Here is a 25,817-nt window from a genome sequence, read left to right as displayed (position 1 = left end):
GAACCCGGAAGCTAAGCCCTCCAGCGCCGATGGTACTGCACTCGACAGGGTGTGGGAGAGTAGGACACCGCCGAACATCCGTTACCGAAAGGGGACCCAACACACTGGGTCCCCTTTCGTGTTTTGTATGAAAGGAATGGCTGTGTCGGAAAGCAGTGGTGATCGTCGGAACTTCCGCGGAGACGGCCCCCACCGTTCCGAAGGACAACGCGACGGTCGACCGTCGGATCGACGTGGTGGTCGCGACGACCGCCGTCAGTCTCCGACCGGTGGACAGGATCGCGCCGGCCGTCCGGGTCGTGGTTCAGGTCAGTGGAGCGATCGCGACGATCGTCGCGGTGAACGCTCCGACGATCGCCGCGGATATCAGGGCCGCGATGATCGTGGTGGATCCCAGGGCCGCGACGACCGTGGCGGGTATCGGGGTCGCGACGACCGTGGCGGTGAACGCAGGTCCGATGATCGTCGCCCCTTCCAGGGACGTGGCGACGATCGCCGAACGGGCGGGGGACCGCATCGTCGTGGTGGCGAGGGTGGTTTCGGGCCGGGGCGCGGTCGCGAAGCAGTGGGACAGCAGCGTCGCGACGCGCGTCCCGACGAGCCGGACATCCCGGACGAGGTGGAGCCGTCGGAGCTCGATCCGGCCGTGCGCCGCGATCTGCTGAGCCTCGACAAGAACAACGCGAACACCGTCGCCCGTCACCTCGTGATGGCGAGCCGGTTGATCGAGGACGATCCGCGTCTCGCCCTCGCGCATGCGCGCGCGGCACGTCAGCGGGCCGGCCGTATCGCCGTGGTTCGTGAGACGGCGGGCATCACCGCATATCACGCCGGCGAGTGGGCCGAAGCGTTGTCCGAGCTGCGAGCTGCCCGCCGCATGTCCGGTGGTCCCGGCTTCCTCGCCGTCATGGCGGACTGCGAGCGCGGTCTCGGCCGTCCGGAGCGGGCGATCGAACTGGGTCGCAGCGACGAGGCGCGTGCACTCACCGGTGAGGACGCGAGCGAACTTCGCATGGTCGTCGCCGGTGCGCGTATGGACCTCGGTCAGTACGACCAGGCCGTCGTGACCCTGCAGACGCCGGATCTCGACGCATCGCGTTCCGGCTCCGCCGCAGCTCGCCTGTTCTACGCGTACGCCGACGCGCTCGTCGCCGCCGGACGTATCCCCGACGGCCTGAAGTGGTTCCTCAATGCCGCGGCGGCCGACCTCGACGGCGAAACCGATGCGGAGGAGCGTGTGGCCGAACTGACCGGAGAAGGTCAGTGACGTCGACCTCAGGGGCGTCGACCGAGCCCGCGACGGGCCTGCCGTCGTTGCGCGCCGGCCACGACGTCCTCCTGCTCGACCTCGACGGCACCGTGTACCAGGGTCCCGACGTGATCCCGGGTGCGCGAGAAGCACTCGAGGCCGGGGACGAGCGTCAGCTGTACGTGACGAACAACGCGAGCCGCAGCCCCGCCGAGGTGGCGGAACATCTCCGTGACCTCGGGTTCGATGCGGCGGATGACGACGTCGTCACCAGTTCCCAGTCCGCCGCACGACTGCTGTCGGAGAGCGTGGACGCGGGATCTGTGGTGCTGGTCGTCGGCACGGAGGCGCTCTGCGCAGAGGTCGAGAACGTCGGACTGCGCGCCGTCCGCCGTTTCGCCGACGGCCCGGTCGCCGTGGTGCAAGGGCATTCGCCGGCGACCGACTGGACGATCCTCGCGGAAGCGACGCTCGCCATCCGGGCCGGTGCGTTGTGGATTGCGGCGAACGTCGACTCGACGCTGCCGACCGAGCGTGGCCTCGTCCTCGGCAACGGTTCGATGGTGGCCGCACTCCGCACGGCGACGGACCGCGAGCCCGTCGTCGCGGGTAAGCCGGCTGCTCCGCTCATGCACGACGCCCTCGCGCGCGCCCGTGCGTCCAAGCCGTTGGTCGTGGGCGATCGGCTCGACACCGACATCGCCGGCGCCAACGCCGTCGGTGTGGAATCGCTGCTCGTCCTGACCGGGGTCAGCACCACCGCGGATCTTCTGCGCGCCGACGTCGGCCATCGTCCGACCTACGTCGCGGCGTCGCTCGAGGCGCTCAACCGCCCGGCCGAGGAGTCGGCGGTGACCGGACACCCCGGCTGGCTCGTGGACTTCCGCGCGGGGGATCTCGTCGTTCGGACGGTCGACTCCGGTGCGTCCGGGCGCACGACGGCGGGGGCATTCCTCACGGTGCTCGCGGCCGCGTGGGCACATCCGGAGTTCGTTCGAATCAGGGCTGTCGACGCCGAGGCGCGTGCCGCGGTGTCCGCCCTGATCGGCGGAATGTGACGGACAGCAGGCCGGGATCGCAGGTGGTCGGTTGTCGTGCCCATGGGCTAGGTTTGCTTCGATGAGCACGCCAGTACCACTTCCAGGCCAGCACCTCGCGGGTGCGGGTAGCGGCGTCGACCCGGCGACTATCGGTTTGCAGGTGGACGAGTTGCTCGTGCGGTTGGACGATGCCGACACCGACGCCGACACGGCGGGTGGGCTCGCGCGGCAGGCACAGATTCTCGAACGGGCTCACGATGTACTCGTCGAGTCCCTGGCAGCAGTGGACAAGGTCTGAGGTGGCACGTCGAGCAAGGGTCGATGCGGAGCTGGTGCGGCGCGGTCTCGCACGTTCCCGTGAGCACGCGGTGGAGTTGATCTCCGCAGGCCGTGTTCTCATCTCCGGGACTGTGGCGACCAAGCCGGCCACGGCCATCGAAGCGGGTACTCCGCTCCTGGTGACCGAGGTGGCCGAAGAGGTTTCCTGGGCGTCGCGCGGTGCCCACAAGCTGATCGGGGCGCTCGAGGCGTTCGCGCCGCGCGGTCTCACCGTCGAGGGACGCCGGTGCCTCGACGCCGGTGCATCCACCGGCGGGTTCACCGATGTACTGCTGCACAACGGTGCCCGAGAGGTCGTGGCCGTCGATGTCGGTTACGGGCAACTCGTCTGGAAGCTCCAGACAGACGATCGCGTGCACGTCCTCGACCGCACCAACGTTCGGTCGATCGACGCCGACACGATCGGTGGTCCCGTGGACCTCGTCGTCTCGGACCTTTCCTTCATCTCGCTCAAGCTGGTGCTTCCTGCGCTCGTCGCCTGTGTTGCCGATGGCGCCGATCTCGTCCCGATGGTCAAGCCGCAGTTCGAGGTGGGCAAGGACCGGGTCGGCACGGGCGGCGTGGTGCGGGATCCGGAACTCCGTGCGAGCGCGGTCCGCGAGGTCGCCGAGGCCGCGTCCGCGCTAGGCCTGCGGACACTCGGCGCGGTGGCGAGCCCGCTACCGGGGCCGTCCGGCAACGTCGAGTACTTCCTGTGGCTGCGCAAGGGCGTTGCGCCCTCCGACACCGAGCCGTCCGACGACGCCGTCGAGCTCCTGGACGTCGAGCAACTGATCCGGCGCGCGGTCGAGGAAGGTCCGCAGTGACGCACGCGGCCGCGGACACCGTGTCGCGCGGAGGGACGGGGCGCCAGATCCTGCTGGTGGCCCACTCGGGCCGGGCCGACATCTCGGACACCGCGCGACGGGTCGCTGCGATCTGCGCGCATGCCGGGATCGGGCTGCGACTGCTCGAGAACGAGGTCGATCTCTCGTGGATGGAGCGCGGCGTCGACGATCCCGACGTCCCGGTCGTCACCGTCGTACCCGAGGGGCCCGGTGCCGCGTCGGACTGCGAGATGGTCATCGTGCTCGGCGGTGACGGCAGCTTCCTGCGCGCCGCGGAACTGGCACAGTCGGCGGACGTACCCGTCCTCGGTATCAACCTCGGTCGGATCGGCTTTCTCGCCGAGGCGGAGGCCGAGCACCTCGAGACCGCGATGGCACAGGTCGTCCGCCGCGAGTACCGGATCGAGCATCGGATGACGCTCGACGTCCTGGTTCGCATCGAGGACCGGATCGTGCAGCGCGGGTGGGCACTGAACGAGGCGAGTATCGAGAACCGTTCGCGGCTGGGTGTTCTCGAAGTGGTGCTCGAGGTCGACGGTCGCCCGGTCTCGGCGTTCGGTTGCGACGGTGTGCTGATCGCGACCCCCACCGGTTCCACCGCGTACGCCTTCTCGGCGGGCGGGCCCATCGTGTGGCCCGAACTCGAAGCGCTGCTGGTCATTCCGAGCAACGCCCACGCATTGTTCGCGCGTCCCCTCGTGACGAGTCCCGAATCGATCGTGGCTGTCGAGACGGTTGCGGACAGCCACGACGGGTTGGTGTTCTGCGACGGACGGCGGACGCTGGAGCTACCCGCGGGCGCACGAGTCGAGGTGGTGCGGGGCAAGGACCCGATTCGTTGGGTGCGGCTCGATTCGGCGCCGTTCGCGGACAGGATGGTGCGGAAGTTCGAACTACCGGTGACGGGGTGGCGAGGGAGGAAACGGTAGCTGTGCTCTCGGAGATTCGGATCGACAACCTCGGGGCCATCTCCTCGGCCTCGGCCCAGTTCCACGAGGGCTTGACCGTCCTCACCGGCGAGACCGGTGCCGGCAAGACGATGGTGGTCACCAGCCTCCATCTGCTCAGCGGTGCCCGTGCGGACGCCGGTCGAGTGCGCGTCGGCGCGGCGCGCGCGGTGGTCGAAGGCAGGTTCAGCGTCGACGGCAGCGCGGCGCCGATCGATCGTGAGGTCACCCGGCTCCTCGAATCGTGTGGCGCCGAGCGAGACGAGGACGGCAGCATCATCGCGGTCCGCACGGTCGGCGGCGACGGCCGCTCGCGCGCCCATCTCGGTGGACGGAGCATTCCCGCGGGCGTGCTGTCGGAATTCACCGATCCGCTTCTCACCGTGCACGGCCAGAACGACCAGCTGCGCCTGCTCCGCCCGGATCAGCAACTCGCGGCTCTCGACCGGTTCGCGGACAAGACCGTGGGCACGCTGCTCGTCCGGTACGGCAAGCTGCGCGCCGAGTGGATCGAGGCTCGTACGGAGCTGATCGAGCGAACCAGTCGCACCCGCGAACTCGCGCAGGAGGCGGACCAGCTCACCTTCGCCCTCGAGGAGATCGATCGCATCGCGCCGACCCCGGGCGAGGACCGCGAGATCGTCGACGAGGTCCGTCGGCTCGGAGATCTCGACTCGCTGCGCTCGGCCGCGGAGGGGGCACAGGCGGCGCTCTCCGGTGTCGAGGACGCCGTCGAGGGGGGTGCCGGCGCGCTCGACCTCCTGGGGGAGGCTCGGGCCCGGATCGAGGCGTCCGACGATCCCGCGCTCGCCGGGCTCGGGCCGCGACTGGGTGAGGCGATGGCCGTCGTCGCCGACGTCGCGGGCGAGCTGTCCGGTTACCTGTCGGGTCTGCCGAGCGATCCCGGCGCGCTCGACACGTTGCTGACGCGTCAGGCGGAACTCAAGACACTCACCCGGAAGTACGCCGCCGACATCGACGGCGTACTCGACTGGGCCGAGACCGCGCGGGATCGCCTGGCCCGAATCGATGTGTCGGCCGATGCGTTGGCCGAGCTGTCGGAGCGGGTGGACAAGGCGGCCGCCGCGACCGCGGAGGCTGCGAGCAAGCTCACCGCCGCCCGCACCAAGGCGGCGGTCAAACTCTCGAAGGCCGTCAGCGACGAGCTGGCCGGTTTGGCGATGGGACGGGCCGCCCTCGAGGTGTCGGTGCGGGCGCGGGAGGCGGGGCCGACGGACTCGGCTCCTCTCGTGATCGGCGGCCGTGAACTGCATGCGGGGGTGTCCGGCGTCGACGAAGTGGAGTTCCGTCTCGCGGCGCACAGCGGCGCTCAGTCCCTGCCGATCAGCAAGAGCGCATCCGGCGGCGAGTTGTCGCGCGTGATGCTGGCGCTCGAGGTGGTGCTGGCGGGTTCGGACCGCGGCGCCACCATGGTGTTCGACGAGGTCGATGCCGGCGTGGGTGGCCGCGCAGCGGTCGAGATCGGCCGTCGGCTCGCCCGTCTGGCACGGACCCATCAGGTCATCGTGGTGACCCACCTGCCACAGGTCGCGGCGTTCGCCGACACTCATCTCGTGGTCGACAAGACCGACGACGTCCGCAGCGGCGTCGACAGCGGCGTGCGCACGCTGACCGAGGACGAGCGTGTGGTGGAGTTGGCTCGGATGCTGGCCGGGCTCGACGACACGGAGACCGGCCGGGCCCACGCGGAGGAGCTGTTGACTCTCGCCGGGCAGGAGCGCAGCGCCGCCCTCGCCTGAGGCGAAACAGACTTTTCAGTTGGCATTGTGTGACTGGTGTGGTATTTGATACGGCGCGCCTCCCGTGCGATGGCTGTGTGACGGGTGATGATCGACGGCATGAAGATGCCGGCGCTGCTCTCCCGTAAGACCGAAACGCTGCCCGGAATCAGTGGCATCGCCCGGGTCGATCGCGACACCGGCAAGCTGCTGCGTCGCGTCGGGCACGGTGACGTCGTCGTGCTCGACGAGATCGATCTCGATCGCGTCACCGCGGACGCCCTCGCGGCGGCCGGTGTCCTGGCCGTCGTCAACGGCTCGATGTCCATCTCCGGTCGCTATCCCAACCTGGGGCCCGAGGTCCTGGTCGCGAGCGGCATCACGCTGATCGACGCGCCGGGCACCGACCTGATGAAGGTCGTCAAGGACGGCTCCAAGATTCGGCTCCACGAGGGCGCCGTCTACGCCGGCGACCGCCTACTGGTGCAGGGTGAGGAGCAACTCGAGGCCGAGATCTCCGATCGGATGATCGAGGCGAAGACCGGCCTCGTCGACCACCTCGAGGCCTTCTCCGGAAACACGATCGAGTTCATCCGTTCCGAGAGCCCGCTGCTGATCGACGGCGTCGGCGTCCCGGACATCGACGTGGAGCTGAAGGACCGGCACGTGGTGGTGGTCGCGGACGGTCCGGACCATCTCGCGGATCTCAAGAGCCTCAAGCCGTTCATCAAGGAGTACTCGCCGATCCTGATCGGCGTCGGCGCTGGAGCCGATTCCCTGGCCAAGGCCGGATACCGTCCGGACTTGATCGTCGGAGACCCCGACGACATCACCGCCGAGACGCTCAAGTGCGGTGCCGAGGTCGTGCTCCCCGCCGACCCGGACGGTCACGCCCAGGGACTCTCGCGCATCCAGGATCTCGGCATCGGCGCGATGACCTTCCCGGCGTCGGCGTCACCGTCGGACCTGGCGCTGCTGCTCGCGGATCATCACGGCGCATCACTCATCGTCACGGTCGGCACCACGGTGTCGCTCGACGAGTTCTTCGACCGCGGGCGCCGGGACACGAACCCGGCAGCCTTCATGACTCGGCTGAAGGTCGGGCCGAAACTCGTCGACGCCAAGGCGGTATCGACGCTGTACAGCAGCAGGGTTTCCGGCGCGGCCGTGGCACTGCTCGTTCTCGCAGCGCTCACCGCGGTGATCGTTGCATTGGTGGTGTCCAATATCGGCGGTGACGCCGTGGATTGGGCAATCGACACGTGGAACAGCTTCGCGCTGTGGGTTCAGGGGCTCTTCAAGTGATTTCGATGCGTCAACATGCCATTTCCATAGCGGCGATCTTCCTGGCACTGGCCATCGGTGTGGTGCTGGGATCCGGGTTGCTGTCGAACGGCATGCTCTCGGGTCTGCGTGACGACAAGGCGGACCTGCAGGGTCAGATCGAGGATCTGAACACGACGAACAACCAGTTGAACGAACAACTGACCGCCGCCGACGGGTTCGACTCCGTCATGTCGGACCGGATGGTGCGGGACGCGCTCGCACAGCGCTCCGTCGTCGTCGTCACCACCCCGGACGCCGATCCGGGCGATCTCGAGGGCATCAACCGGTTGGTCGGACAGGCCGGCGGGAACGTGACGGGCCGGGTCGCACTCACCAAGTCGTTCGTCGACTCCGTGAACGGCGATCAGTTGCGCACCACTGTGACCAACATCATCCCGGCCGGAATCCAGCTTCGGACCGGTGCCGTCGACCAGGGCAGCCTCGCCGGCGACCTGCTGGGGTCGGTGCTGCTGCTCGATCCGCAGACCGCGCAGCCGCAGACCACCCCGGAGGAGCGGGCCCTGGCGCTCGACGCGCTGCGGGGCGGAGGCTTCGTCGATTTCGACGGCAATGTCGCGCCCGCACAGTTCGCGATCGTCCTCACGGGCGCCGGCGACGCCGGTAACACCAGCGGCAACCGCGGAGCCGTGATCGCGCGCTTCGCGGCGGCGATGGACGGCCGCGGCGCCGGCGCCGTGCTGGTCGGACCCCCGGCGGCAGCGGAGGGCAGCGGCCCGATCGCCGTCGCACGCGCCGACGCGGGCGTGTCGGCGACGCTCTCCACCGTCGACAACGTCGACCGGGAGTCGGGTCGGATCACCACGGTTCTGGCACTGCAGGAGCAGCTCGCCGGCGGCGCCGGCCGGTACGGCACCGGGCCGGGTGCGGCCGCGGTGACGGTGGGCGCGCCGGCGCAGTAAGGGCGCTGTGACGCGCGTCGCCCCCTATCGGGTGCGCCGCGCGCGGCGGCGGGACGAGAAGGTGTTACCGTGAAGTCCCGTGGGTCGGCAGGCCCCAGCAGCTCAACTCAGACCAAGTCCTGCACAGTCGTCACGGGAGCCCCTTTGCCACAGTCACGCATTCAATCGCGTAGCGCCACCAAGCACATCTTCGTGAGCGGGGGTGTCGCCTCCTCCCTCGGTAAGGGATTGACCGCTTCCAGCCTCGGTGAGTTGCTCACCGCGCGCGGACTGCGCGTGACCATGCAGAAGCTGGACCCCTACCTCAACGTCGATCCCGGAACGATGAACCCGTTCCAGCACGGCGAGGTCTTCGTGACCGAGGACGGCGCCGAGACCGACCTCGACGTCGGACACTACGAGCGTTTCCTCGACCGCGATCTCAACGCCTTCGCGAACGTCACGACCGGCCAGGTGTACTCGGCGGTCATCGCCAAGGAGCGCCGCGGCGAGTACCTGGGCGACACCGTCCAGGTGATTCCGCACATCACCGACGAGATCAAGAGCCGCATCCTGGCGATGGCCGGCCCGGACGCGCAGGGCCACGTCCCGGACGTCGTGATCACCGAGATCGGCGGCACGGTCGGCGACATCGAGTCGCAGCCGTTCCTCGAGGCCGCCCGCCAGGTCCGCCACGACGTGGGCCGCGAGAACGTCTTCTTCCTGCACGTGTCGCTCGTGCCGTACCTCGGCCCGTCCGGTGAGCTCAAGACCAAGCCGACGCAGCACTCGGTGGCGGCGCTGCGCAACATCGGTATCCAGCCCGACGCGCTGATCCTGCGCTGCGATCGTGAGGTGCCGCAGGCGCTGAAGGCGAAGATCGCGCTGATGTGCGACGTCGACGTCGACGCCTGCATCTCCACCCCCGACGCGCCGTCGATCTACGACATCCCGAAGGTGCTGCACCGCGAGGGCCTCGACGCCTACGTGGTCCGTCAGCTGGGGCTGCCCTTCCGGGACGTGGACTGGACCGTGTGGGGCGATCTGCTCGACCGCGTGCACAACCCGCGCGAGACCGTCAAGGTCGCGCTGGTCGGCAAGTACGTCGACCTGCCCGACGCCTACCTGTCGGTGACCGAGGCGCTGCGGGCCGGCGGCTTCGCGCACCGGTCGAAGGTCGAGATCTCGTGGGTGCCATCCGACGAGTGCGAGACCGAGGAAGGCGCGCGGGCCGCGATCGGCGGCGTCGACGCCGTCCTGATCCCGGGTGGTTTCGGTATCCGCGGCATCGAGGGCAAGCTCGGCGCGATCCGCTTCGCGCGCACCCACAAGATTCCGCTGCTCGGCCTGTGCCTGGGTCTGCAGGCGGTCGTCATCGAGGCGGCGCGCTCGGTGGGTCTGAAGGATGCGAACTCGGAGGAGTTCGATCCCGAGACCACGCACCCGGTCATCTCGACCATGGCCGATCAGGAGCAGATCGTCGCCGGTGAAGCCGATCTCGGTGGCACCATGCGTCTGGGCGCGTACCCGGCCGTGCTGGACAAGGGTTCGGTCGTGGCCGCGGCGTACGGCAGTGAGAACGTCTCCGAGCGTCACCGTCACCGCTACGAGGTCAACAACGCGTACCGGGATCGGATCGCCAAGAGCGGTCTCGTGTTCTCGGGCACCTCGCCCGACGGCCACCTCGTCGAGTTCGTCGAGCTGCCCGCGGACAAGCATCCGTTCTTCGTTGCGACGCAGGCACATCCGGAGCTCAAGAGCCGTCCGACGCGCCCGCACCCGCTTTTCTCGGCGTTCGTCGGCGCGGCCCTCGACTACAAGGCTGCCGAGCAGCTCCCCGTCGAGGTCACCGACGTGACGGCGTCGTCTCCGGCGGATGCTGCCGAGGCGGCCACCGCGGACAGCGTCGGATAGTCGCCCGATGAGCCTGCCGGGGGAGCACGAGTTCGACACCGTCGCCTCGCGCGACGTGTACAGCGGGGCGATCGTCGCCCTGCGTGTGGACCGGGTTGCGATGCCCGGCGGGCGAGAAGCCGATCGGGAGGTCGTCGAGCACCATGGGGCTGTTGCCGTGGCGGTGCTCGACGACCTCGACCGGCTGGTGATGATCCGGCAGTACCGGCATCCGCTCGGTCGGCGACTGTGGGAGTTGCCGGCCGGGCTGCTGGACGAGCCCGGCGAGGCGCCGCTCGAGGCGGCGCGGCGTGAGCTGGTCGAGGAGACCGGACTGGCCGCCGACGACTGGTCGATCCTCGTCGACGTCGCCCTCTCGCCCGGCTTCACCGACGAATCCGTTCGCGTGTTCCTGGCGACCGGACTGCACGACGTGGGCCGGCCGGACGCACACGACGAGGAAGCGGACCTGGAGATCGCGCGGGTGCCGCTCGACGACGCGGTCGGCATGGCGCTGCGGGGCGAGATCGTGAACGCGACCGCCGTGTCGGGCATTCTGGCGCTCGCCGCCGCCCGGGCTCGGGGCGACCGCCTGCGCCCCGCGGACGCCGCCTGGGTCGACCGGCCCGATGCGTTCACCCGGCGCAAGCACGGTCGGGCCGCGCCCGGATCCGCATGACGCAGCTGGGCGGTCTGATCGACTCGTATCTGGACCACCTGGCCGTCGAGCGCGGTTCCGCACGCAACACCCTCACGTCGTATCGCCGAGACCTCGGCCGGTACGCGCGGTTTCTCGACACGCGGGGAATCGACGACATCAGATCGGTCACCGAGACCGACGTCAGCGAGTTCGTCGTCGCGCTCCGCAAGGGCGACCCGGCTGGCGGGGTGGTCGCGCTGGCACCGAGTTCGGCGGCGCGGGCGCTGATCGCAGTCCGCGGGTTGCACCGGTTCGCGGCCGCCGAGGGCGTCACGACCGGGGATGTCGCGCGCGCGGTGAAGCCCCCGACGCCCGGTCGGCGGCTTCCCAAGTCGCTCCCACTCGACGACGTGCTCGCGATCCTCGACGCCTCCGGCGGCGACGGGGCGGCGGACAACCCGCGCACGCTGCGGGACCGGGCGCTGCTCGAACTCCTCTACTCGACCGGCGCCCGTATCTCCGAGGCGGTCGGACTCGACGTCGACGACCTCGACACCGAGTCACGCTCGGTGCTGCTGCGCGGCAAGGGCGGCAAGGAACGTGTGGTTCCGGTGGGCCGGCCGGCGATCGCCGCGATCGACAACTACCTGGTTCGCGGGCGGCCCGCGCTGTCGGTGCGGGGCGGTCCGGCGTTGTTCCTCAACGTCCGGGGCGGCCGCCTGTCCCGGCAGAGCGCCTGGCAGGTCCTGCACACCGCCGCGGAGAAGGCCGGCATCGCGGTCGCGGTGTCACCGCACACGCTGCGGCACTCGTTCGCGACCCACCTGCTCGACGGCGGCGCCGATGTGCGCGTCGTCCAGGAACTCCTCGGCCACGCCTCGGTGACGACGACCCAGATCTACACGCTGGTCACGGTGGGTGCGTTGCGTGAGGTGTGGGCGCAGGCGCATCCGCGGGCCCGCTGACGTGGTTGCGTGTTGGCCGTCCTTCGAGATCACGAAGCGGTAGCGTTACGGCATCAGTCAGCGACAGGATGGGACCTACAGGACAGGGGAGCATCGGACCGTGGTGACACCGCAGCCGCCGCAGGCGGAGCAAGCGCACCCGTATTCCAGGGGCGCGCTGTCGTACGCAGAGAACGTCGAACCCGTGCAGGACGCGCCGCTCGGCCCGACCGGCCGTCCGCTGCGGGAGGTCCCGGAGCCGGGGCCCGTCTCCGCGCACGGACCCGCTCGGATCATCGCGATGTGCAACCAGAAAGGTGGCGTCGGGAAGACGACGTCGACCATCAATCTCGGCGCGTCGCTCGCGCAGTACGGGCGCCGGGTGCTGCTCGTCGACCTCGATCCGCAGGGCGCGCTGTCCGCGGGCCTGGGTGTCGCTCACCACGATCTCGACCTGACGGTCCACAATCTGCTGGTGGAGCGGACGTCGATCGACGACGTGCTGATGCGCACCCGGATCGAGGGTCTGGACCTGCTGCCGAGCAACATCGACCTGTCGGCCGCCGAGATCCAGTTGGTGACCGAGGTGGGACGCGAGCAGACCCTGGGGCGTGTGCTGCATCCGGTGCTCGACCGCTACGACTACGTGTTGATCGACTGCCAGCCGTCGCTGGGGCTGCTCACCGTCAACGCCCTGGCATGCGCCGACAGCGTGATCATCCCGATGGAGTGCGAGTACTTCTCGCTGCGCGGACTGGCGCTGCTCAACGACACCGTCGACAAGGTGCGTGATCGGCTCAACCCCCGACTGTCGCTCGAAGGCATCGTCGTGACGATGTTCGACGCCCGCACCCTGCACGCCCGTGAGGTGATGTCGAGGGTCGTCGAGGTGTTCGGTGACCTCGTGTACGACACAGTGATCAATCGCACCGTGCGCTTCCCGGAGACGAGCGTGGCGGGGGAGCCGATCATCACGTGGGCCCCCAAGTCCGGCGGCGCCGAGGCCTATCGGGCGCTGGCCCGTGAGGTGATCCACCGCAGCGGTCGGTAGCCGGCGTGACCATCGACGTCGTCACGGCGACCCCGCTCGACACGACCCCGTCCGACACCGCCGCGTCCGCACCGTCCGGGTTCCGGCTGCGGCTGCGCAACTTCGAGGGTCCCTTCGATCTGCTGCTGACACTGATCAGCCAGCACCAACTCGACGTCACCGAGGTGGCGCTCGCCGAGGTCACCGACGAATTCATCTCGTACACACGAGGTCTCGGCAGTGAACTGGGCCTGGACCAGACGACGGAATTCCTCGTGGTGGCCGCGACACTCCTCGATCTGAAGGCGGCACGGCTGCTACCCGCGGGCGAGGTGGACGACGACGAGGATCTGGCGCTGCTCGAGGCTCGGGACCTGCTGTTCGCCCGCCTGCTGCAGTACCGGGCCTACAAGCAGGTGGCTCAGCTGTTCGGCGAACTCGAGTCGGCCGCTCTGCGCCGGTATCCGAGATCGGTGTCGGTGGAGGACCGCTATGTCGGACTCCTGCCGGAGGTTCTCCTCGGGGTCGATCCGCTGCAGTTCGCGGAGATCGCGGCGACGGCCTTCCGTCCCCGCCCGGTGCCTACCGTGGGGCTCGATCATCTGCACGCGCCGACGGTGTCGGTGCCGGAGCAGGCCGCCCGGGTCCTGGAGCTGCTGCAGGAACGCGGTGCCGGGGTGTGGACGCCGTTCGGCGCACTGATCGCGGAGTGTGACGTGCAGGTGCAGGTCGTGGCACGCTTCCTGGCGTTGCTCGAGCTGTATCGGGAGCGGGCCGTGCTGTTCGAGCAGCCCGAGCCACTGGGCGAGCTGATGGTGAGCTGGACCGGTGAGGACCGATCCGCGCCCGCGAGCGAGGAGGACTACGGATGACGGCTGTCGACAGCGACGACGTGGGCACGGACGGGGGACGGTTCGAGGACGAGGTCACGGAACTGCCCGACGACAGGCTCGCCGCGGCGCTCGAGTCGATGCTCCTCGTGGTCGACACTCCGGCCTCGTCGGCGATGCTCGCCGACGTCGTCGGCGTTCCCGAGGCCCGGGTCGAGACGATGCTGCGGACGATGTCGGCGGATCTCACCGAGCGGGCAAGCGGTATCGACCTGCGGTACGCGGGCGACGGGTGGCGTTTCTACACGCGCACCGAGTTCGCGCCCTACGTCGAGCGGCTGCTTCTCGACGGCGCCCGGTCGAAGCTGACCCGCGCCGCCCTCGAGACCCTCGCGGTCATCGCCTACCGACAGCCGCTGACCCGCGCGCGGATCAGCGCGGTCCGCGGCGTCAACGTCGACGGAGTGATTCGCTCGCTCCTGGCCCGAGGCCTGATCACCGAGGCCGGGGTCGACGCCGACTCCGGCGCGACGACGTACGCGACGACCGAGCTGTTCCTCGAGCGCCTCGGGCTGGCCTCTCTGAGTGACTTGCCGCCCCTCGCACCGCTGCTTCCCGACGTCGATGTGATCGATGACATCACCGAGAGTCTGGAAGCCGATCCGCGATTTGCGAGAATGGATAGGTCTACGTCGTCATCGGGGTCGACGGCGAACCTGCCGGACCCCGGGATCGACATCGAAAACTGACAGGGATCGAAAAGTGAACAAGCCCGCTCGCCGTGATGGCACACCGGACCGCAACAAGAGGCAGCCCGCCAAGGGCGCCGCCCGCTCGACCACTGCGAACAAGCAGCAGTTGAACAAGCGGGGCAAGCCGAAGTCGGCCAAGCCCCAGCGCGCCCAGACCCAGGCGCACAGTCCCACGATCAGCAACGCGAAGCCCGCGAAGCACCAGTACGCCGACGTCGACCGCGACCTCGCGCCGATGAAGGGCGACGGCGTGCGCCTGCAGAAGGTGCTCGCGCAGGCCGGCGTCGCTTCCCGGCGCGCCGCGGAAGAACTCATCGACCAGGGTCGCGTCGAGGTCGACGGCCGCATCGTCCGCGAGCAGGGCCTGCGGGTCGATCCCGAGAACGCGATCGTCCGCGTCGACGGCATCCGCGTCGTCGTGAAGAAGGACCTGGTCCACATCGCACTGAACAAGCCCCGCGGCTGGCAGTCGACCATGTCCGACGACCTGGGCCGGCCGTGCATCGGTGACATCGTCTCCGAACGCGTCTCCGCCGGTCAGCGCCTCTTCCACGTCGGTCGTCTCGACGCCGACACCGAGGGCCTGATCCTGCTGACCAACGACGGCGACCTCGCGCACCGCCTGATGCACCCGTCGTTCGAGGTGCCCAAGACGTACCTGGCGACCGTGCAGGGCGTCGTCGACCGCGGCGTCGGCAAGACCCTCAAGACCGGCGTCGAACTCGAGGACGGTCCCGCGAACGTCGATGCGTTCACGGTCCTCGACATCAACGGTGGCAAGTCGCTGGTCAAGGTCGTCCTGCACGAGGGTCGTAAGCACATCGTGCGCCGCCTGCTCGAAGCCGTCGGCCACCCGGTGGTGCGGCTGGTCCGCACCGACATCGGCAACGTCGCGCTCGGCGACGGCCGTCCCGGCACCCTTCGTGTCCTCGGCCGCGGCGAGGTCGGCGGCCTCTACGGGGCGGTGGGCCTGTGACGGACGGGACCGCGCTGGTCGTCGCGATCGACGGCCCGTCGGGCACCGGTAAGTCCAGCGTGTCGCGCCGGGTCGCGACGGCGCTGGGCGCCCGCTACCTCGACACCGGTGCGATGTACCGGATCGCGACGCTGCACGTGCTGCGCCGCGGCGTCGACATCGGTGACCCCGTCGCCGTCGCGGAGGCGACGTCGTCGCTGCCGCTGTCGATCGGGACCGATCCCGAGGCGGACGGCGTGCAGCTGGCCGGCGAGGATGTCACCGACGAGATCCGCGGTGCGGCCGTCACGCAGGCGGTGTCCGCGGTCTCCGCGGTGCCCGAGGTGCGGACGTTCCTGGTGGACCTGCAGCGACGCATCGTGGAGCAGGCCGGGCGGATCGTCGTCGAGGGGCGCGACATCGGCACCGTGGTGCTGCCGGACGCGGACGTGAAGATCTTCCTCACGGCCTCCGCGGAGGCCCGGGCCCTGCGACGCAACGCCCAGAACATCGCCGAAGGACGCGGAGACGACTTCGCCGCCGTCCTCGCCGACGTGCAGCGTCGCGACCACCTCGACTCCACCCGGGCGGTATCTCCGTTGCGTCCGGCGGAGGATTCGGTGACGGTGGATACGAGTGAACTGGGTATCGAAGACGTGATCGGCAGGTTGCTGCTGGTGGTAGGCGACAGAACTGGAGCAGTGCAGTGACCGACGGTTATGCAGGAGATTCGACGGCGACCGAGTACGCCGGCGACGGAATCTGGAGTGAGGAGTCCGACTGGGATCTCGCCGAATTCCTCGACGGTGAGGACGCCGAGGAGCACGTCGCGGTCCCGACGCTTGCAGTGGTCGGACGTCCCAACGTCGGCAAGTCCACGCTCGTCAACCGCATCATCGGCCGCCGTGAGGCGGTCGTCGAGGACATCCCCGGCGTGACGCGGGACCGGGTCTCGTACGAGGCCAACTGGGCCGGACGCCGATTCATGGTGCAGGACACCGGCGGCTGGGAGCCCGACGCCAAGGGGCTGCAGCAGTCGGTGGCCCGTCAGGCCGAGTTGGCGATGAACACCGCCGACGCGATCCTGCTCGTGGTCGACGCCGTCGTCGGTGCGACCGGGACGGACGAGGCGGCCGTGCGCGTGCTGCGCCGGTCGAAGACGCCGGTGATCCTGGTCGCGAACAAGGTCGACGACGCCCGCACCGAGGCGGAGGCTGCGGCCCTGTGGTCACTCGGCCTGGGCGAGCCGCACATGGTGAGTGCGACGCACGGTCGCGGTACCGGTGATCTGCTCGACGAGGTGCTCCGGGTGCTGCCCGAGACCCCGCGCGAGGGAACCGGCGGCACCGGGCCTCGCCGTGTGGCGTTGGTCGGCAAGCCCAACGTCGGCAAGTCGAGTCTGCTCAACAAGCTGTCCGGTGACGAGCGCTCGGTGGTGCACGACGTCGCCGGCACCACCGTCGACCCCGTCGACTCCCTCGTCGAGCTGGGCGGCAAGGTGTGGAAGTTCGTCGACACCGCCGGTCTGCGCAAGAAGGTCAGCCACGCCAGCGGTCACGAGTTCTACGCGTCGCTGCGCACCAAGGGCGCGATCGAGGCCGCCGAGGTCGCGATTTTGCTGATCGACGCGTCCAAGCCGATCACCGAGCAGGACCTGCGCGTCCTGAGCATGGTGGCGGAGACGGGCCGGGCGCTGGTGCTCGCCTTCAACAAGTGGGACCTGGTCGACGAGGACCGACGTCTGATGCTCGAGAAGGAGATCGACCGCGAGTTGGTCCGTGTCCCGTGGGCGCAGCGGGTCAATATCTCCGCGCACACCGGGCGCGCCGTCCAGAAGCTCGTTCCGGCGCTCGAGACGGCGTTGGAGTCGTGGGACAAGCGGATCCCCACCGGACGCCTCAACAACTGGCTCAAGGAGGTCGTGGCGGCCACACCGCCGCCGATGCGTGGTGGACGCCTGCCCCGCATCATGTTCGCGACCCAGGCCGGCACCCGACCGCCGACGTTCGTCCTGTTCACGACGGGCTTCCTCGAGGCGGGCTACCGCCGCTTCCTCGAGCGTCGTCTGCGTGAGGAGTTCGGCTTCGACGGCAGCCCCGTCCGCATCTCGGTGCGCGTGCGGGAGAAGCGGGACCGCGGCAACAAGAGGCGCTGATCGTCCGACGTCGCACGGGTTTCGGTGTCGAACCGGCACCGAACCCGGGCGGCGCGGGCAGTAGCAGCCCGAAAATTGCCGCTGACCTGGCGATTAGCTTTCCGGAGCGACACTGTTGTAATCTTCTGTGGCGCCCGAACGAGGGCGTGGACGGGCTGTGGCGCAGCTTGGTAGCGCACTTGACTGGGGGTCAAGTGGTCGCAGGTTCAAATCCTGTCAGCCCGACCGAGAAAGTCCCAGGTGATTGTTCACCTGGGACTTTTTTCGTTCCGTCGAGTGGCTGCCGCGTCGGCGAGGCCCGCGGAGGCGCTCGATGTGGGCCGCTAGCTGTCGTCCGAACGGGTGCACGCATCGCTGATCGCGCCGGACCAGTCGTCGTGCGCCGCGGCCAGCTCGGCGGCGCCGCCAGTCCGCTTCCAGACACCCCAGCGTCCGGCGAGGGCACCGGCAGCTATCTTGCGGACCGCCCACGGCGCGGCAATCCGACTGCGCCGGACGGGAAGGGGAAGACCGAGAATGCGGCGCATCTCGTCATAGGGGATCGGTTCGGTCACCGGGAACTCAGGCGAACTCGGGGCAGTACGAGACCGTCGCGGCCCCCAGGACATTCGTGACCTCGGCCGCCGTGTAGCGGCCGTCGCCCTGGTAGTCGGTGGTCACGTCGGGCTTGCTCTGGCCGCGGTAGAGCGCATTGCACATCGACAGACCGAGACGGATCTGGTCGCTCTCCGACTTCTCCATCAACGTGAACTCGGTGATGTAGGACAGGAACAGCAGATCCTCGGCGCTCAGCTCAGTGGCCGGTTCGAGCGTGTGGGGCGGCGCCGAATCGGCTTCGGGCACAGGAGACCACGAGGTCGTGCCGGGCGCCGGGGACGAGGTTTCGGACGAGGTCGGCAGAACCCTGGGCGGGGCGCTGACGGGTGTCGTCGCCGCGGCCGGCTGCGGCGCTGCGCGTGAGATGACGACCGGTTCGCCGTCGGTCGGCGTGCTGCTGCACCCCGCGAGGAACAAGACCGAGGTGGAGAGGGCGGAGAAGAGGCCGAGCCGAGCCGAGCGAATCACGATGCGCGATTGTTCCCTACGTCCCCGACAGACGCGATGCCGGGGGCGGAACCGTCAGTTCAGCCGGACGTCGGGGCGGGTGACGGGCATGACGATCTCGGTGCGCGGCTCCGGTACGTTCGGATCGTCGAGATAGCACTCCCACGCCTCGCCGACGGTGCCGTAGCCGTGTTCGGTGACCCACGACGTCAACGCGATGTACGCGGGTTCGACGGTGTCGTAGCTGCCCACGTGGACGGTGGCCACGACCGGACCCGCCGGCAACGACGTGGGCTCCACCCGGCCGGCCGGAGCGATCGCCCGGGCGAGCGGGAAGCCCGCCTCGACATTCCACGCGCCACCCGGAAGCGGGCGGTACCGCGCGAACGGCGGGCCCGCCAGGTCGATACCCGCACGTCGAGCAGCCGTGGCGACCTCGCGCAAGGCGGTCCCGACGAAGCCTGCGATGTCGTCGACCGAGACGTCACCGCCCATGACGGCCGCGGGCCGCGCGACCCGGTCCTCGAGTCGGATGTCGTAGCTCATGATTCGCCTCCGCGCAGACAGCCGGCGTAGCCGTCGGCGGCAAGAACGCTCGTCGAGCAGTCGGCGGCGGTGGGGTAGTAGGCCCCCATCGACGTCTCAGGATCGAGGTTCGCGGGAGGATCCCACGTCGGGGCCTTGTCGCGCACCACGACGACTCGGCCCGGCTGGTAGGTGAACTGGGCCCCGCCGCACAGGCAATGGCGGGACAGAGATCGCGACGACTCGTTCATCCGAACCCCAATCGCTGTCCCTCACGATAACGAGGGGCAGACCGGGATGGGGCATGATCGGGCGAACAGCGGTGCGGTGTGCGGGAGGCGAAGATGGCGGAGGCAGCGCGGTTGTCGAGGCACGAGATCCGGGCGGCCCTCGAGGCCTTCGACGCGGTGACCGTGCCGCTGGGCGACCGGCGTGCCGCGGCGGTCGTGATCGCGGTGATGCAGGGCGCGGACGGCGTGCCGATGTTCCCCCTGACATTGCGTCCGGCGAAGATGCGTGCCCACGCGGGGCAGTTCGCGCTGCCCGGCGGGCGCCTCGATCCCGGAGAGACCGCGCGTGACGCGGCGTTGCGCGAACTGGGCGAGGAACTCGGCGTCGAGGTCGGACCGGAGGACGTGCTCGGCCGGCTCGACGACTACGTCACGCGGTCGGGGTACGTCATGACCCCGTTCGTCGTGTGGTCGGAGAGGTCCGTGGACTCGGTGGTGCCCAGTCCGGACGAGGTGGCGCACGTGTTCTCCGTCCCGCTCGACGAACTCGACGTTCCGACGCAGTTCACCGAGATTCCCGGGTCGCCCGATCCGGTCGCGTGCTGGCCGTTCCGGGGCGAACACATCCACGCTCCGACCGGGGCGGTGATCCACCAGTTCTGCGAAGTGGTGCTGCACGGCAGGCCCACCCGGGTGTCCGCGTTCGCGCAGCCGAGCTTCGCGTGGCGCTGAAACCGGCGTGAGCGACGGCCCGTCGGACTAGCGTCGGCGCGGTGACCCTCCTGCGATCGGCCCTGCGCGCACTCGACCGCACCGGCATCGAACCGGTGGCGTGGCATCCGCCGGCCCCACCCGCTCTCACCGGCGTGCTCGCGCCCGGACGTCAACTGGACGGGGCCGAGCAGTGGAAACTTCCTACCGGCCGGGGCCCCGAGGACGTCGCGGTCGACGGTGACGGACGGGTGATCACCGGCGGCGACGACGGGCGGTTGTGGCGCTTCGACGCTGCCGGGCGTCCCACCGAACTTGCCCGCACCGGCGGGCGTCCGCTCGGGGTCGAGATCCTCGACGACGGCCGATACCTGGTGTGCGACAGCGAACGTGGACTACTGCGCGTCGACGAGACCGGTCGCGTGGAGGTGCTCGCGGACGCCGCGCTCGGCACCCCGCTGCTCGCGTGCAACAACTCCGCCGTCGCGCGGGACGGCGTCGTCTACTTCACGGACTCGTCGTCGCGGTTCACGGTGCCGGACCACCGATTGGACCTGTTCGAGCACTCGGGCACCGGCCGTCTCCTGCGGTTCGATCCGAGCACCGGCGAGATCGACCTGCTGGCCAGTGGTCTGCAGTTCGCCAACGGGGTGGGGCTCGCGCGCGACGAGTCGTTCGTGGTCGTCGCCGAAACCGGCTCCTATCGGATCCGACGCGTCGAGTTGACCGGGCCGCAGACGGGAAACATCTCCGTGTGGGCGGACAATCTTCCGGGCATCCCCGACAACGTCACGTCGCAGACCGCCGACGGCATCTTCTGGGTGGCGCTCTACAGTCCCCGGATGCGGCTGCTCGACACGGTGGCGCCCTATCCCACCCTGCGCATCCTCACCGCCAACCTGCCGGGATTCGTCCAGCCCGACCCGGAACACCGCGCTTGGGTCCTGGGTCTCGACGCCGAGGGGCACATCGTTCACAGCCTCCAGGGCGGCAAGGGCAGTTACTCGCCGGTGACCGGTGTCCGCGAAACCCCGGACTGGTTCTATCTCGGCAGCCTCACCGCCGGGTCGGTGGCCCGCATACCGCGCAGCGTCGTCGCCCTCTGAGTCGCGGGGCCCCGACCGGTCGGTCGCTGAAATGCGACACCGGATGTGGAAGGCTGGCGTACCGACAAGGCAGGGGACCGGAGAGGAATGTCGGTGGACGCGGTAGGACAGCAGGACGTGAGCGCCGACCGCATCGTCACGATCCCCAACCTCCTGAGCCTGATCCGACTGGCCGGCGTGCCGCTGTTCCTGTACCTGTTGCTGGGTCCGCAGGCCGACGGGTGGGCGCTGGCCGTTCTCATGCTCAGCGGCTTCACCGACTGGGCGGACGGCAAGCTCGCGCGCCTGCTGAACCAGATGTCGCGCCTCGGAGCGCTGCTCGATCCGTTCGTGGATCGGCTGTACGTGATCTCGACGCTCGTCGCGTTCGTCGTTCGCGACATCATCCCGTGGTGGCTGGCGGCGATCCTCATCGGACGTGACCTGATCCTCGCGCTCACCCTGCCCGTCTACCGGCGTCGGGGACTGCCGCCTCCGGAGGTCGTCTACCTCGGCAAGGCCGCGACGTTCGCATTGATGTTCGCGCTGCCGATCGTGCTGGCCGCCCAGAGCGACTGGGCGGGAGCGTCGATCGCGAACGCCTGGGGATACGCGCTGCTCGTGTGGGGAACGGGGCTCTACGTCTGGACTGCGGGCATCTACATCGCGAAGGCTGTCGCAGTGGCGCGCGCGGTGCCCCGGAGCGGTCCGTGAGCGATGCGCCCCGGTCGGTGCGACGGAACCCGGTCCCGTCGCTGCTGAAGTCCCTCATGAACGATCACCTCGACCCTGGGTATGCCGGGGCGGCCGCGGATCGCGAACAGGGGCACTCGAAGCCTCCGCGGATCGCGGCCGGCGCGTGGATCGCGCTCGGGACACTCCTGGTGGGACTCGTGTTCGGGATCGCGTACGCGCAGGAGTCGTCGTCGGCGTCCGACGCGGACGTGACCCGCACCGAGATGCTGACGAAGGTGCGCGATGCCGAGGATCGCAGTCGCAGCCTCGCCGGCACCCGGGACGATCTGACGGTGCGCGTCGACGATCTGCGCGCCAAGGTGCTGGCCGGTGACGCCGAGGGCGCGCAGGTCCTCGAGCAGTTGCGGACCCTCGAGTCCGCCGCGGCCGCGGAACCGGCGCACGGCCCCGGGATGGTCGTGACGTTGACGGACCCGTCGGCACGCCCGGATCTGTCCGATTCGTCGCAGCGGGTACCGGGCTCACCGCAATCCGGGGTCCTCGACCGCGATCTGCAGTCCGTGGTCAACGCGCTGTGGGCCAGCGGCGCGGAAGCGGTCGCCATCGGCGACGTCCGGATCGGTCCCGGTGTCACGATCCGGCAGGCGGGCGGTGCGATGCTCGTCGACAATCAGCCCGTGCCGTCGCCCTACCGGGTCTCGGCCATCGGTTCGCCCGCCAAACTGCAGACCAGCTTCGTCGTCAGCGACGCCTACCTGCGGATGGCGGCTGTTCGGGATTTCTACGGCGTGGGATTCACCATCGCCGAGTCAGGCGACCTGCAGCTACCCGCTGCCGCGGGTCGTGAAGTGAGGTACGCAAAGGAAACGGGGGCACCGTGAAAGGTGGATACGCGCTCTACGGAGTGATCGCGCTGGTCGTCGGCATCGTCGTCGGGGTCGTGTTCAGCCCGCAGGTGCCCGACGCCGTCCAGCCCTATCTGCCGATCGCCGTCGTCGCGGCACTCGACGCGGTCTTCGGCGGCCTACGCGCGTACCTCGACGAGATCTTCGACTCGAAGGTGTTCGTCGTGTCCTTCGTGTTCAACGTTCTCGTCGCCGCGCTGATCGTCTGGCTCGGCGACCAGCTCGGCGTGGGCACCCAGCTGTCGACCGCGATCATCGTCGTCCTCGGCATCCGTATCTTCGGAAACGCGGCCGCGCTGCGGCGTCGGCTGTTCGGAGCGTGATCGGTATGCAGGACAACGGAACTCCCACCGGACCGCGCACCGACGGGCGGCACGAGATGCCGGCGAAAGGGCCGGCCCGGTCCCGGGCACGGTTCGGTTTCGGTCTGCTGGCCGTCCTGCTCATGGCGGCGCTGGGCGTGGCGATCGCGACCCAGGTGAGCAGCACCGGCTCGGGCGACAACCTCGATTCCGCCCGGCCCGCCGACCTGCTCGTGGTGCTCGGCAACCTGAACCAGCGGGAGGCGGCGCTCCGGCAGGAGATCGCCGGCCTCGAACAGACGCTGACGAAACTCGAGGCCGGCGGGGGCGGATCCGGCGCCGCGCTCGACGAGGCGAAGGCCCGCCTGTCCGCACTGTCGATCCAGGTCGGGACGGTCGCCGCGACCGGCCCCGGGGTGGTCCTCACCGTGCAGGATCCCGGCAAGTCGGTCGGGTCCGAGGTCATCCTCGACCTACTGCAGGAACTACGGGCCGCCGGGGCCGAGGCGATCGAGGTTCAGGGCGCGGACACGGATCCGCTCCGGATCGGTGTCGATTCCTGGGTCAGTGGCGGCGGGGGCAACGTCACGATCGACGGACGCAAGGTGTCCGCGCCGTTCCGTGTCGTCGCGATCGGCGACCCCCCGACGCTGGCCGCGGCCCTGAACATTCCCGGCGGCGTGGTCGACACCGTCGCACGCAGCGGCGGGCAGTTGCGTATCGAGCAATCGCCGCAGGTCACCGTGGCCGCCTTGCGGGAAATCTCACCGCGCCAATACGCTCGTCCCGGAAACTGATCTTCTTCGGTCCGCTCGGCGGACCTCCTCGAAAGGAAGCCACCGTGAGTGAGCTCTCTACCCCCGCCGATCTGCGCTACACAGCAGAGCACGAATGGGTGCGGCGGACGGGGCCGACGACGGTGCGCGTGGGCATCACCGACTTCGCGCAGTCGCAGCTCGGCGACGTCGTGTTCGTCCAGCTGCCCGCGGTCGGCGAGGACGTGACCTCCGGCGACTCGTTCGGCGAGGTGGAGTCGACGAAGAGTGTCTCCGACATCTACGCACCGTTGACGGCGAAAGTGGTTGCCGTCAACGAGGATCTGGACGCCAGCCCCGAGCTGGTCAACTCCGAGCCGTACGGCAACGGCTGGCTGGTCGACCTCGAGGTCGCGGACGAGGCGAGCCTGGACGCGGTGCTCGCGGGAACCCTGGACGCCGAGGCGTACCTGGCCCTGTCCGGTAGCTGATTTCACGCGTCACCACCCGGCCTGTCCACCTACACGCACCGGCACTCTCAGGGTACGGTCGAGGTGAGCGCAAGGCCGTTGCGGTGCGCATATCCGCGTCGGAAGTGATCGTGGCCGAGGCATCGTCGACAGACGGTGCCGAGGCCGAGTTGTACCGCGTGAATCCGGGAGCGCCGCGGGCGCTCCCGGTTCGACGGATTGAGGAGGAGAAACGGTGAGCGAGAACGGCAACGATGCGGTTTACGGAGAGACGCCGGCCGAGACCACATCGGTTTTCCGTGCGGATTTTCTCAACGAGATGGACACCCAGTCGTCGCAGACTGCCGAGGCTCCGGTCTCCGGCGTCGAGGGTCTGCCTGCCGGGTCCGCGCTGCTCGTCGTGAAGAGGGGCCCCAACGCAGGATCGCGATTCCTGCTCGATCAGCCGACCACGTCGGCCGGCCGTCACCCCGACAGCGACATCTTCCTCGACGATGTGACCGTCAGTCGTCGGCACGCCGAGTTCCGGCAGGACGACGACGAGTTCCAGGTGGTCGATGTGGGCAGCCTGAACGGGACGTACGTCAACCGCGAGCCCGTCGATTCGGCGGTGCTGGCGAACGGTGACGAGGTCCAAATCGGCAAGTTCCGACTGGTCTTCCTCACCGGACCGCGCGGCAACAGCGGCGGCCCGCAGATCGGCGAATCCGCGGCGGGTGCAGGTAGCTGATGACCGCCGTTCGGCAGGACGCCGCCACGGGCATGTCGATCGGCACAGTGCTCGATCGCCTGCGTCCGGATTTCCCGGACGTCACGATCTCCAAGATTCGTTTCCTGGAGGCGGAGGGGCTCATCAGCCCCGAGCGGACACCGTCGGGTTATCGGCGGTTCTCGATTGCGGACTGTGAGCGCCTACGATTCGTGCTCACGGCGCAGCGGGACCAGTACCTGCCGCTCAAGGTCATCAAGGAACAGCTCGAAGCGATCGACAAGGGCGCCGCGACGGTGGGCGCCGTGGACTCGGCTCCACGGCGCCCCCGCACGCTTGCGGTGGCGCCCGGTGAGGTGTCGCCGGAGGAGTTCCGGTCGGATCGCGAGGTCCGGATCAGCAGGGACGACCTGATCGAACGTGCGGGTATCGACGGAAAGTTCCTGAGCGAACTGCTGCGCAGCGGTCTGGTCGCGCCCGGTGCCGCAGGCTTCTTCGACGAGGATGCGGTCATCCTCGCCCGCACCGCGAAGTCGATGTCGGAGTTCGGTCTGGAGGTGCGGCACCTGCGGGCGTTCAAGCTCGCTGCCGACCGTGAGGCGGGCCTGGTCGCGCAGATCGCCGGCCCGGTTGCGAAGGGCCGTGACGCCGGTGCACGCGATCGCGCGGAGGAGATGGTCCGCGAACTCGCGGCACTGTCGCTGACCCTGCACACGTGTCTGGTCAAGGCTGCCGTCCGTGGGGCTCTCGATCGCTGACGGCTACAGCAGGTTCGAATAGAATCGGAGCAGTACGTCAAGCGGGGCTCGTCCGCCGTCCG

Annotated in this window: 30 protein-coding genes, 1 tRNA gene and 1 rRNA gene; 28 read left to right on the top strand and 4 right to left on the bottom strand. The window is 69.3% G+C overall.

Annotation, left to right across the window (positions count from 1 at the left end):
- The 19 genes from rrf to ABEU20_RS23335 all read left to right on the top strand — a co-directional run.
- Positions 1 to 76 (top strand): 5S ribosomal RNA (gene rrf, locus ABEU20_RS24840); the annotation flags it as partial.
- A 60-nt stretch (positions 77 to 136) separates the two neighbouring features.
- Positions 137 to 1,267 carry a tetratricopeptide repeat protein gene (locus ABEU20_RS23420; RefSeq protein ID WP_420166766.1) on the top strand — a complete coding sequence of 377 codons (1,131 nt, stop codon included), beginning with the start codon at positions 137 to 139 and terminating at the stop codon, positions 1,265 to 1,267.
- A 38-nt stretch (positions 1,268 to 1,305) separates the two neighbouring features.
- Complete coding sequence (locus ABEU20_RS23415) at positions 1,306 to 2,307, top strand: HAD-IIA family hydrolase (RefSeq protein WP_420166783.1); 1,002 nt, start codon at positions 1,306 to 1,308, stop codon at positions 2,305 to 2,307.
- A gap of 61 nt (positions 2,308 to 2,368) precedes the next feature.
- Entirely contained in the window at positions 2,369 to 2,587 is a 219-nt protein-coding gene (locus ABEU20_RS23410) for a hypothetical protein (protein WP_420166765.1), read from the top strand.
- Position 2,588: 1 nt separating this feature from the next.
- The gene (locus ABEU20_RS23405) at positions 2,589 to 3,434 is read left to right on the top strand and encodes a TlyA family RNA methyltransferase (RefSeq protein ID WP_420166764.1); all 846 of its coding nucleotides are present in this window, start codon (positions 2,589 to 2,591) and stop codon (positions 3,432 to 3,434) included.
- A gap of 20 nt (positions 3,435 to 3,454) precedes the next feature.
- The gene (locus ABEU20_RS23400; protein WP_420166782.1) at positions 3,455 to 4,384 is read left to right on the top strand and encodes an NAD kinase; all 930 of its coding nucleotides are present in this window, start codon (positions 3,455 to 3,457) and stop codon (positions 4,382 to 4,384) included.
- 2 nt (positions 4,385 to 4,386) lie between these two features.
- Positions 4,387 to 6,162, top strand: coding sequence for a DNA repair protein RecN (recN, locus tag ABEU20_RS23395; RefSeq protein ID WP_420166763.1), 1,776 nt, complete (start codon positions 4,387 to 4,389; stop codon positions 6,160 to 6,162).
- Positions 6,163 to 6,261: 99 nt separating this feature from the next.
- Positions 6,262 to 7,446 carry a putative cytokinetic ring protein SteA gene (steA, locus tag ABEU20_RS23390; protein WP_420166762.1) on the top strand — a complete coding sequence of 395 codons (1,185 nt, stop codon included), beginning with the start codon at positions 6,262 to 6,264 and terminating at the stop codon, positions 7,444 to 7,446.
- Positions 7,443 to 8,387 (top strand): copper transporter, encoded by a 945-nt coding sequence (locus ABEU20_RS23385; protein ID WP_420166761.1) that lies wholly within the window; start codon positions 7,443 to 7,445, stop codon positions 8,385 to 8,387. Before steA ends, ABEU20_RS23385 begins: the two co-directional genes overlap by 4 nt.
- Before the next feature lie 144 nt (positions 8,388 to 8,531).
- Positions 8,532 to 10,280: a CTP synthase gene (locus ABEU20_RS23380; protein ID WP_420166760.1), complete on the top strand. Its 1,749-nt coding sequence runs from the start codon at positions 8,532 to 8,534 to the stop codon at positions 10,278 to 10,280.
- A 7-nt stretch (positions 10,281 to 10,287) separates the two neighbouring features.
- Positions 10,288 to 10,938: an NUDIX domain-containing protein gene (locus tag ABEU20_RS23375; protein WP_420166759.1), complete on the top strand. Its 651-nt coding sequence runs from the start codon at positions 10,288 to 10,290 to the stop codon at positions 10,936 to 10,938.
- Positions 10,935 to 11,864: a site-specific tyrosine recombinase XerD gene (gene xerD, locus ABEU20_RS23370; RefSeq protein ID WP_420166758.1), complete on the top strand. Its 930-nt coding sequence runs from the start codon at positions 10,935 to 10,937 to the stop codon at positions 11,862 to 11,864. The genes ABEU20_RS23375 and xerD overlap by 4 nt, the downstream gene beginning before the upstream one ends.
- A gap of 157 nt (positions 11,865 to 12,021) precedes the next feature.
- Positions 12,022 to 12,894, top strand: a complete 873-nt coding sequence (locus ABEU20_RS23365; protein ID WP_420166781.1) for a ParA family protein — start codon at positions 12,022 to 12,024, stop codon at positions 12,892 to 12,894.
- 11 nt (positions 12,895 to 12,905) lie between these two features.
- Positions 12,906 to 13,745, top strand: coding sequence for a segregation and condensation protein A (locus ABEU20_RS23360; protein ID WP_420166780.1), 840 nt, complete (start codon positions 12,906 to 12,908; stop codon positions 13,743 to 13,745).
- Positions 13,742 to 14,452: an SMC-Scp complex subunit ScpB gene (scpB, locus tag ABEU20_RS23355; RefSeq protein WP_420166757.1), complete on the top strand. Its 711-nt coding sequence runs from the start codon at positions 13,742 to 13,744 to the stop codon at positions 14,450 to 14,452. The genes ABEU20_RS23360 and scpB overlap by 4 nt, the downstream gene beginning before the upstream one ends.
- 13 nt (positions 14,453 to 14,465) lie before the next feature.
- Positions 14,466 to 15,431 (top strand): pseudouridine synthase, encoded by a 966-nt coding sequence (locus tag ABEU20_RS23350; RefSeq protein WP_420166756.1) that lies wholly within the window; start codon positions 14,466 to 14,468, stop codon positions 15,429 to 15,431.
- Positions 15,428 to 16,120: a (d)CMP kinase gene (gene cmk, locus ABEU20_RS23345; protein ID WP_420166755.1), complete on the top strand. Its 693-nt coding sequence runs from the start codon at positions 15,428 to 15,430 to the stop codon at positions 16,118 to 16,120. Before ABEU20_RS23350 ends, cmk begins: the two co-directional genes overlap by 4 nt.
- On the top strand, positions 16,117 to 17,565 hold the full coding sequence (der, locus tag ABEU20_RS23340; RefSeq protein ID WP_420166754.1) for a ribosome biogenesis GTPase Der: 1,449 nt from the start codon (positions 16,117 to 16,119) through the stop codon (positions 17,563 to 17,565). The genes cmk and der overlap by 4 nt, the downstream gene beginning before the upstream one ends.
- 151 nt (positions 17,566 to 17,716) lie before the next feature.
- Positions 17,717 to 17,790 (top strand) — tRNA-Pro (locus ABEU20_RS23335).
- A gap of 98 nt (positions 17,791 to 17,888) precedes the next feature.
- Here the strand turns inward: ABEU20_RS23335 and ABEU20_RS23330 are convergent.
- The 4 genes from ABEU20_RS23330 to ABEU20_RS23315 form a co-directional block, all read right to left on the bottom strand.
- Positions 17,889 to 18,119: a hypothetical protein gene (locus ABEU20_RS23330; protein WP_420166753.1), complete on the bottom strand. Its 231-nt coding sequence runs from the start codon at positions 18,117 to 18,119 to the stop codon at positions 17,889 to 17,891.
- Positions 18,120 to 18,126: 7 nt separating this feature from the next.
- Positions 18,127 to 18,408, bottom strand: a complete 282-nt coding sequence (locus tag ABEU20_RS23325) for a DUF732 domain-containing protein (protein ID WP_420166752.1) — start codon at positions 18,406 to 18,408, stop codon at positions 18,127 to 18,129.
- 276 nt (positions 18,409 to 18,684) lie between these two features.
- Complete coding sequence (locus ABEU20_RS23320; protein WP_420166751.1) at positions 18,685 to 19,155, bottom strand: GyrI-like domain-containing protein; 471 nt, start codon at positions 19,153 to 19,155, stop codon at positions 18,685 to 18,687.
- Positions 19,152 to 19,385, bottom strand: a complete 234-nt coding sequence (locus ABEU20_RS23315; RefSeq protein ID WP_420166750.1) for a hypothetical protein — start codon at positions 19,383 to 19,385, stop codon at positions 19,152 to 19,154. The genes ABEU20_RS23320 and ABEU20_RS23315 overlap by 4 nt, the downstream gene beginning before the upstream one ends.
- 93 nt (positions 19,386 to 19,478) lie before the next feature.
- Between ABEU20_RS23315 and ABEU20_RS23310 the strand changes: the two genes are divergently transcribed.
- From ABEU20_RS23310 to ftsR, 9 genes are all read left to right on the top strand, one after another.
- Positions 19,479 to 20,096, top strand: a complete 618-nt coding sequence (locus ABEU20_RS23310; RefSeq protein ID WP_420166749.1) for an NUDIX hydrolase — start codon at positions 19,479 to 19,481, stop codon at positions 20,094 to 20,096.
- A gap of 41 nt (positions 20,097 to 20,137) precedes the next feature.
- Positions 20,138 to 21,181 carry an SMP-30/gluconolactonase/LRE family protein gene (locus tag ABEU20_RS23305; protein WP_420166748.1) on the top strand — a complete coding sequence of 348 codons (1,044 nt, stop codon included), beginning with the start codon at positions 20,138 to 20,140 and terminating at the stop codon, positions 21,179 to 21,181.
- A 93-nt stretch (positions 21,182 to 21,274) separates the two neighbouring features.
- The gene (locus ABEU20_RS23300) at positions 21,275 to 21,874 is read left to right on the top strand and encodes a CDP-alcohol phosphatidyltransferase family protein (RefSeq protein ID WP_420166747.1); all 600 of its coding nucleotides are present in this window, start codon (positions 21,275 to 21,277) and stop codon (positions 21,872 to 21,874) included.
- A 56-nt stretch (positions 21,875 to 21,930) separates the two neighbouring features.
- Positions 21,931 to 22,737, top strand: a complete 807-nt coding sequence (locus ABEU20_RS23295) for a DUF881 domain-containing protein (RefSeq protein ID WP_420166779.1) — start codon at positions 21,931 to 21,933, stop codon at positions 22,735 to 22,737.
- Positions 22,734 to 23,084 (top strand): small basic family protein, encoded by a 351-nt coding sequence (locus tag ABEU20_RS23290; RefSeq protein ID WP_420166746.1) that lies wholly within the window; start codon positions 22,734 to 22,736, stop codon positions 23,082 to 23,084. Before ABEU20_RS23295 ends, ABEU20_RS23290 begins: the two co-directional genes overlap by 4 nt.
- Positions 23,085 to 23,089: 5 nt before the next feature.
- On the top strand, positions 23,090 to 23,860 hold the full coding sequence (locus ABEU20_RS23285; RefSeq protein WP_420166745.1) for a DUF881 domain-containing protein: 771 nt from the start codon (positions 23,090 to 23,092) through the stop codon (positions 23,858 to 23,860).
- A 44-nt stretch (positions 23,861 to 23,904) separates the two neighbouring features.
- Entirely contained in the window at positions 23,905 to 24,309 is a 405-nt protein-coding gene (gene gcvH / locus ABEU20_RS23280; protein WP_420166744.1) for a glycine cleavage system protein GcvH, read from the top strand.
- A 214-nt stretch (positions 24,310 to 24,523) separates the two neighbouring features.
- Positions 24,524 to 25,018, top strand: a complete 495-nt coding sequence (gene garA, locus ABEU20_RS23275) for a glycogen accumulation regulator GarA (RefSeq protein ID WP_107984850.1) — start codon at positions 24,524 to 24,526, stop codon at positions 25,016 to 25,018.
- A complete protein-coding gene (gene ftsR / locus ABEU20_RS23270) occupies positions 25,018 to 25,755 on the top strand; it encodes a transcriptional regulator FtsR (protein ID WP_420166743.1) in 738 nt (245 codons plus the stop codon). Before garA ends, ftsR begins: the two co-directional genes overlap by 1 nt.
- Positions 25,756 to 25,817: the final 62 nt, after the last annotated feature.

It is taken from the genome of Rhodococcus parequi (assembly GCF_046042785.1).
GTDB lineage: Bacteria > Actinomycetota > Actinomycetes > Mycobacteriales > Mycobacteriaceae > Prescottella > Prescottella parequi.
Note: the sequence above shows the minus strand (reverse complement) of the source record. Positions and strands in the feature narration are given on the sequence as shown.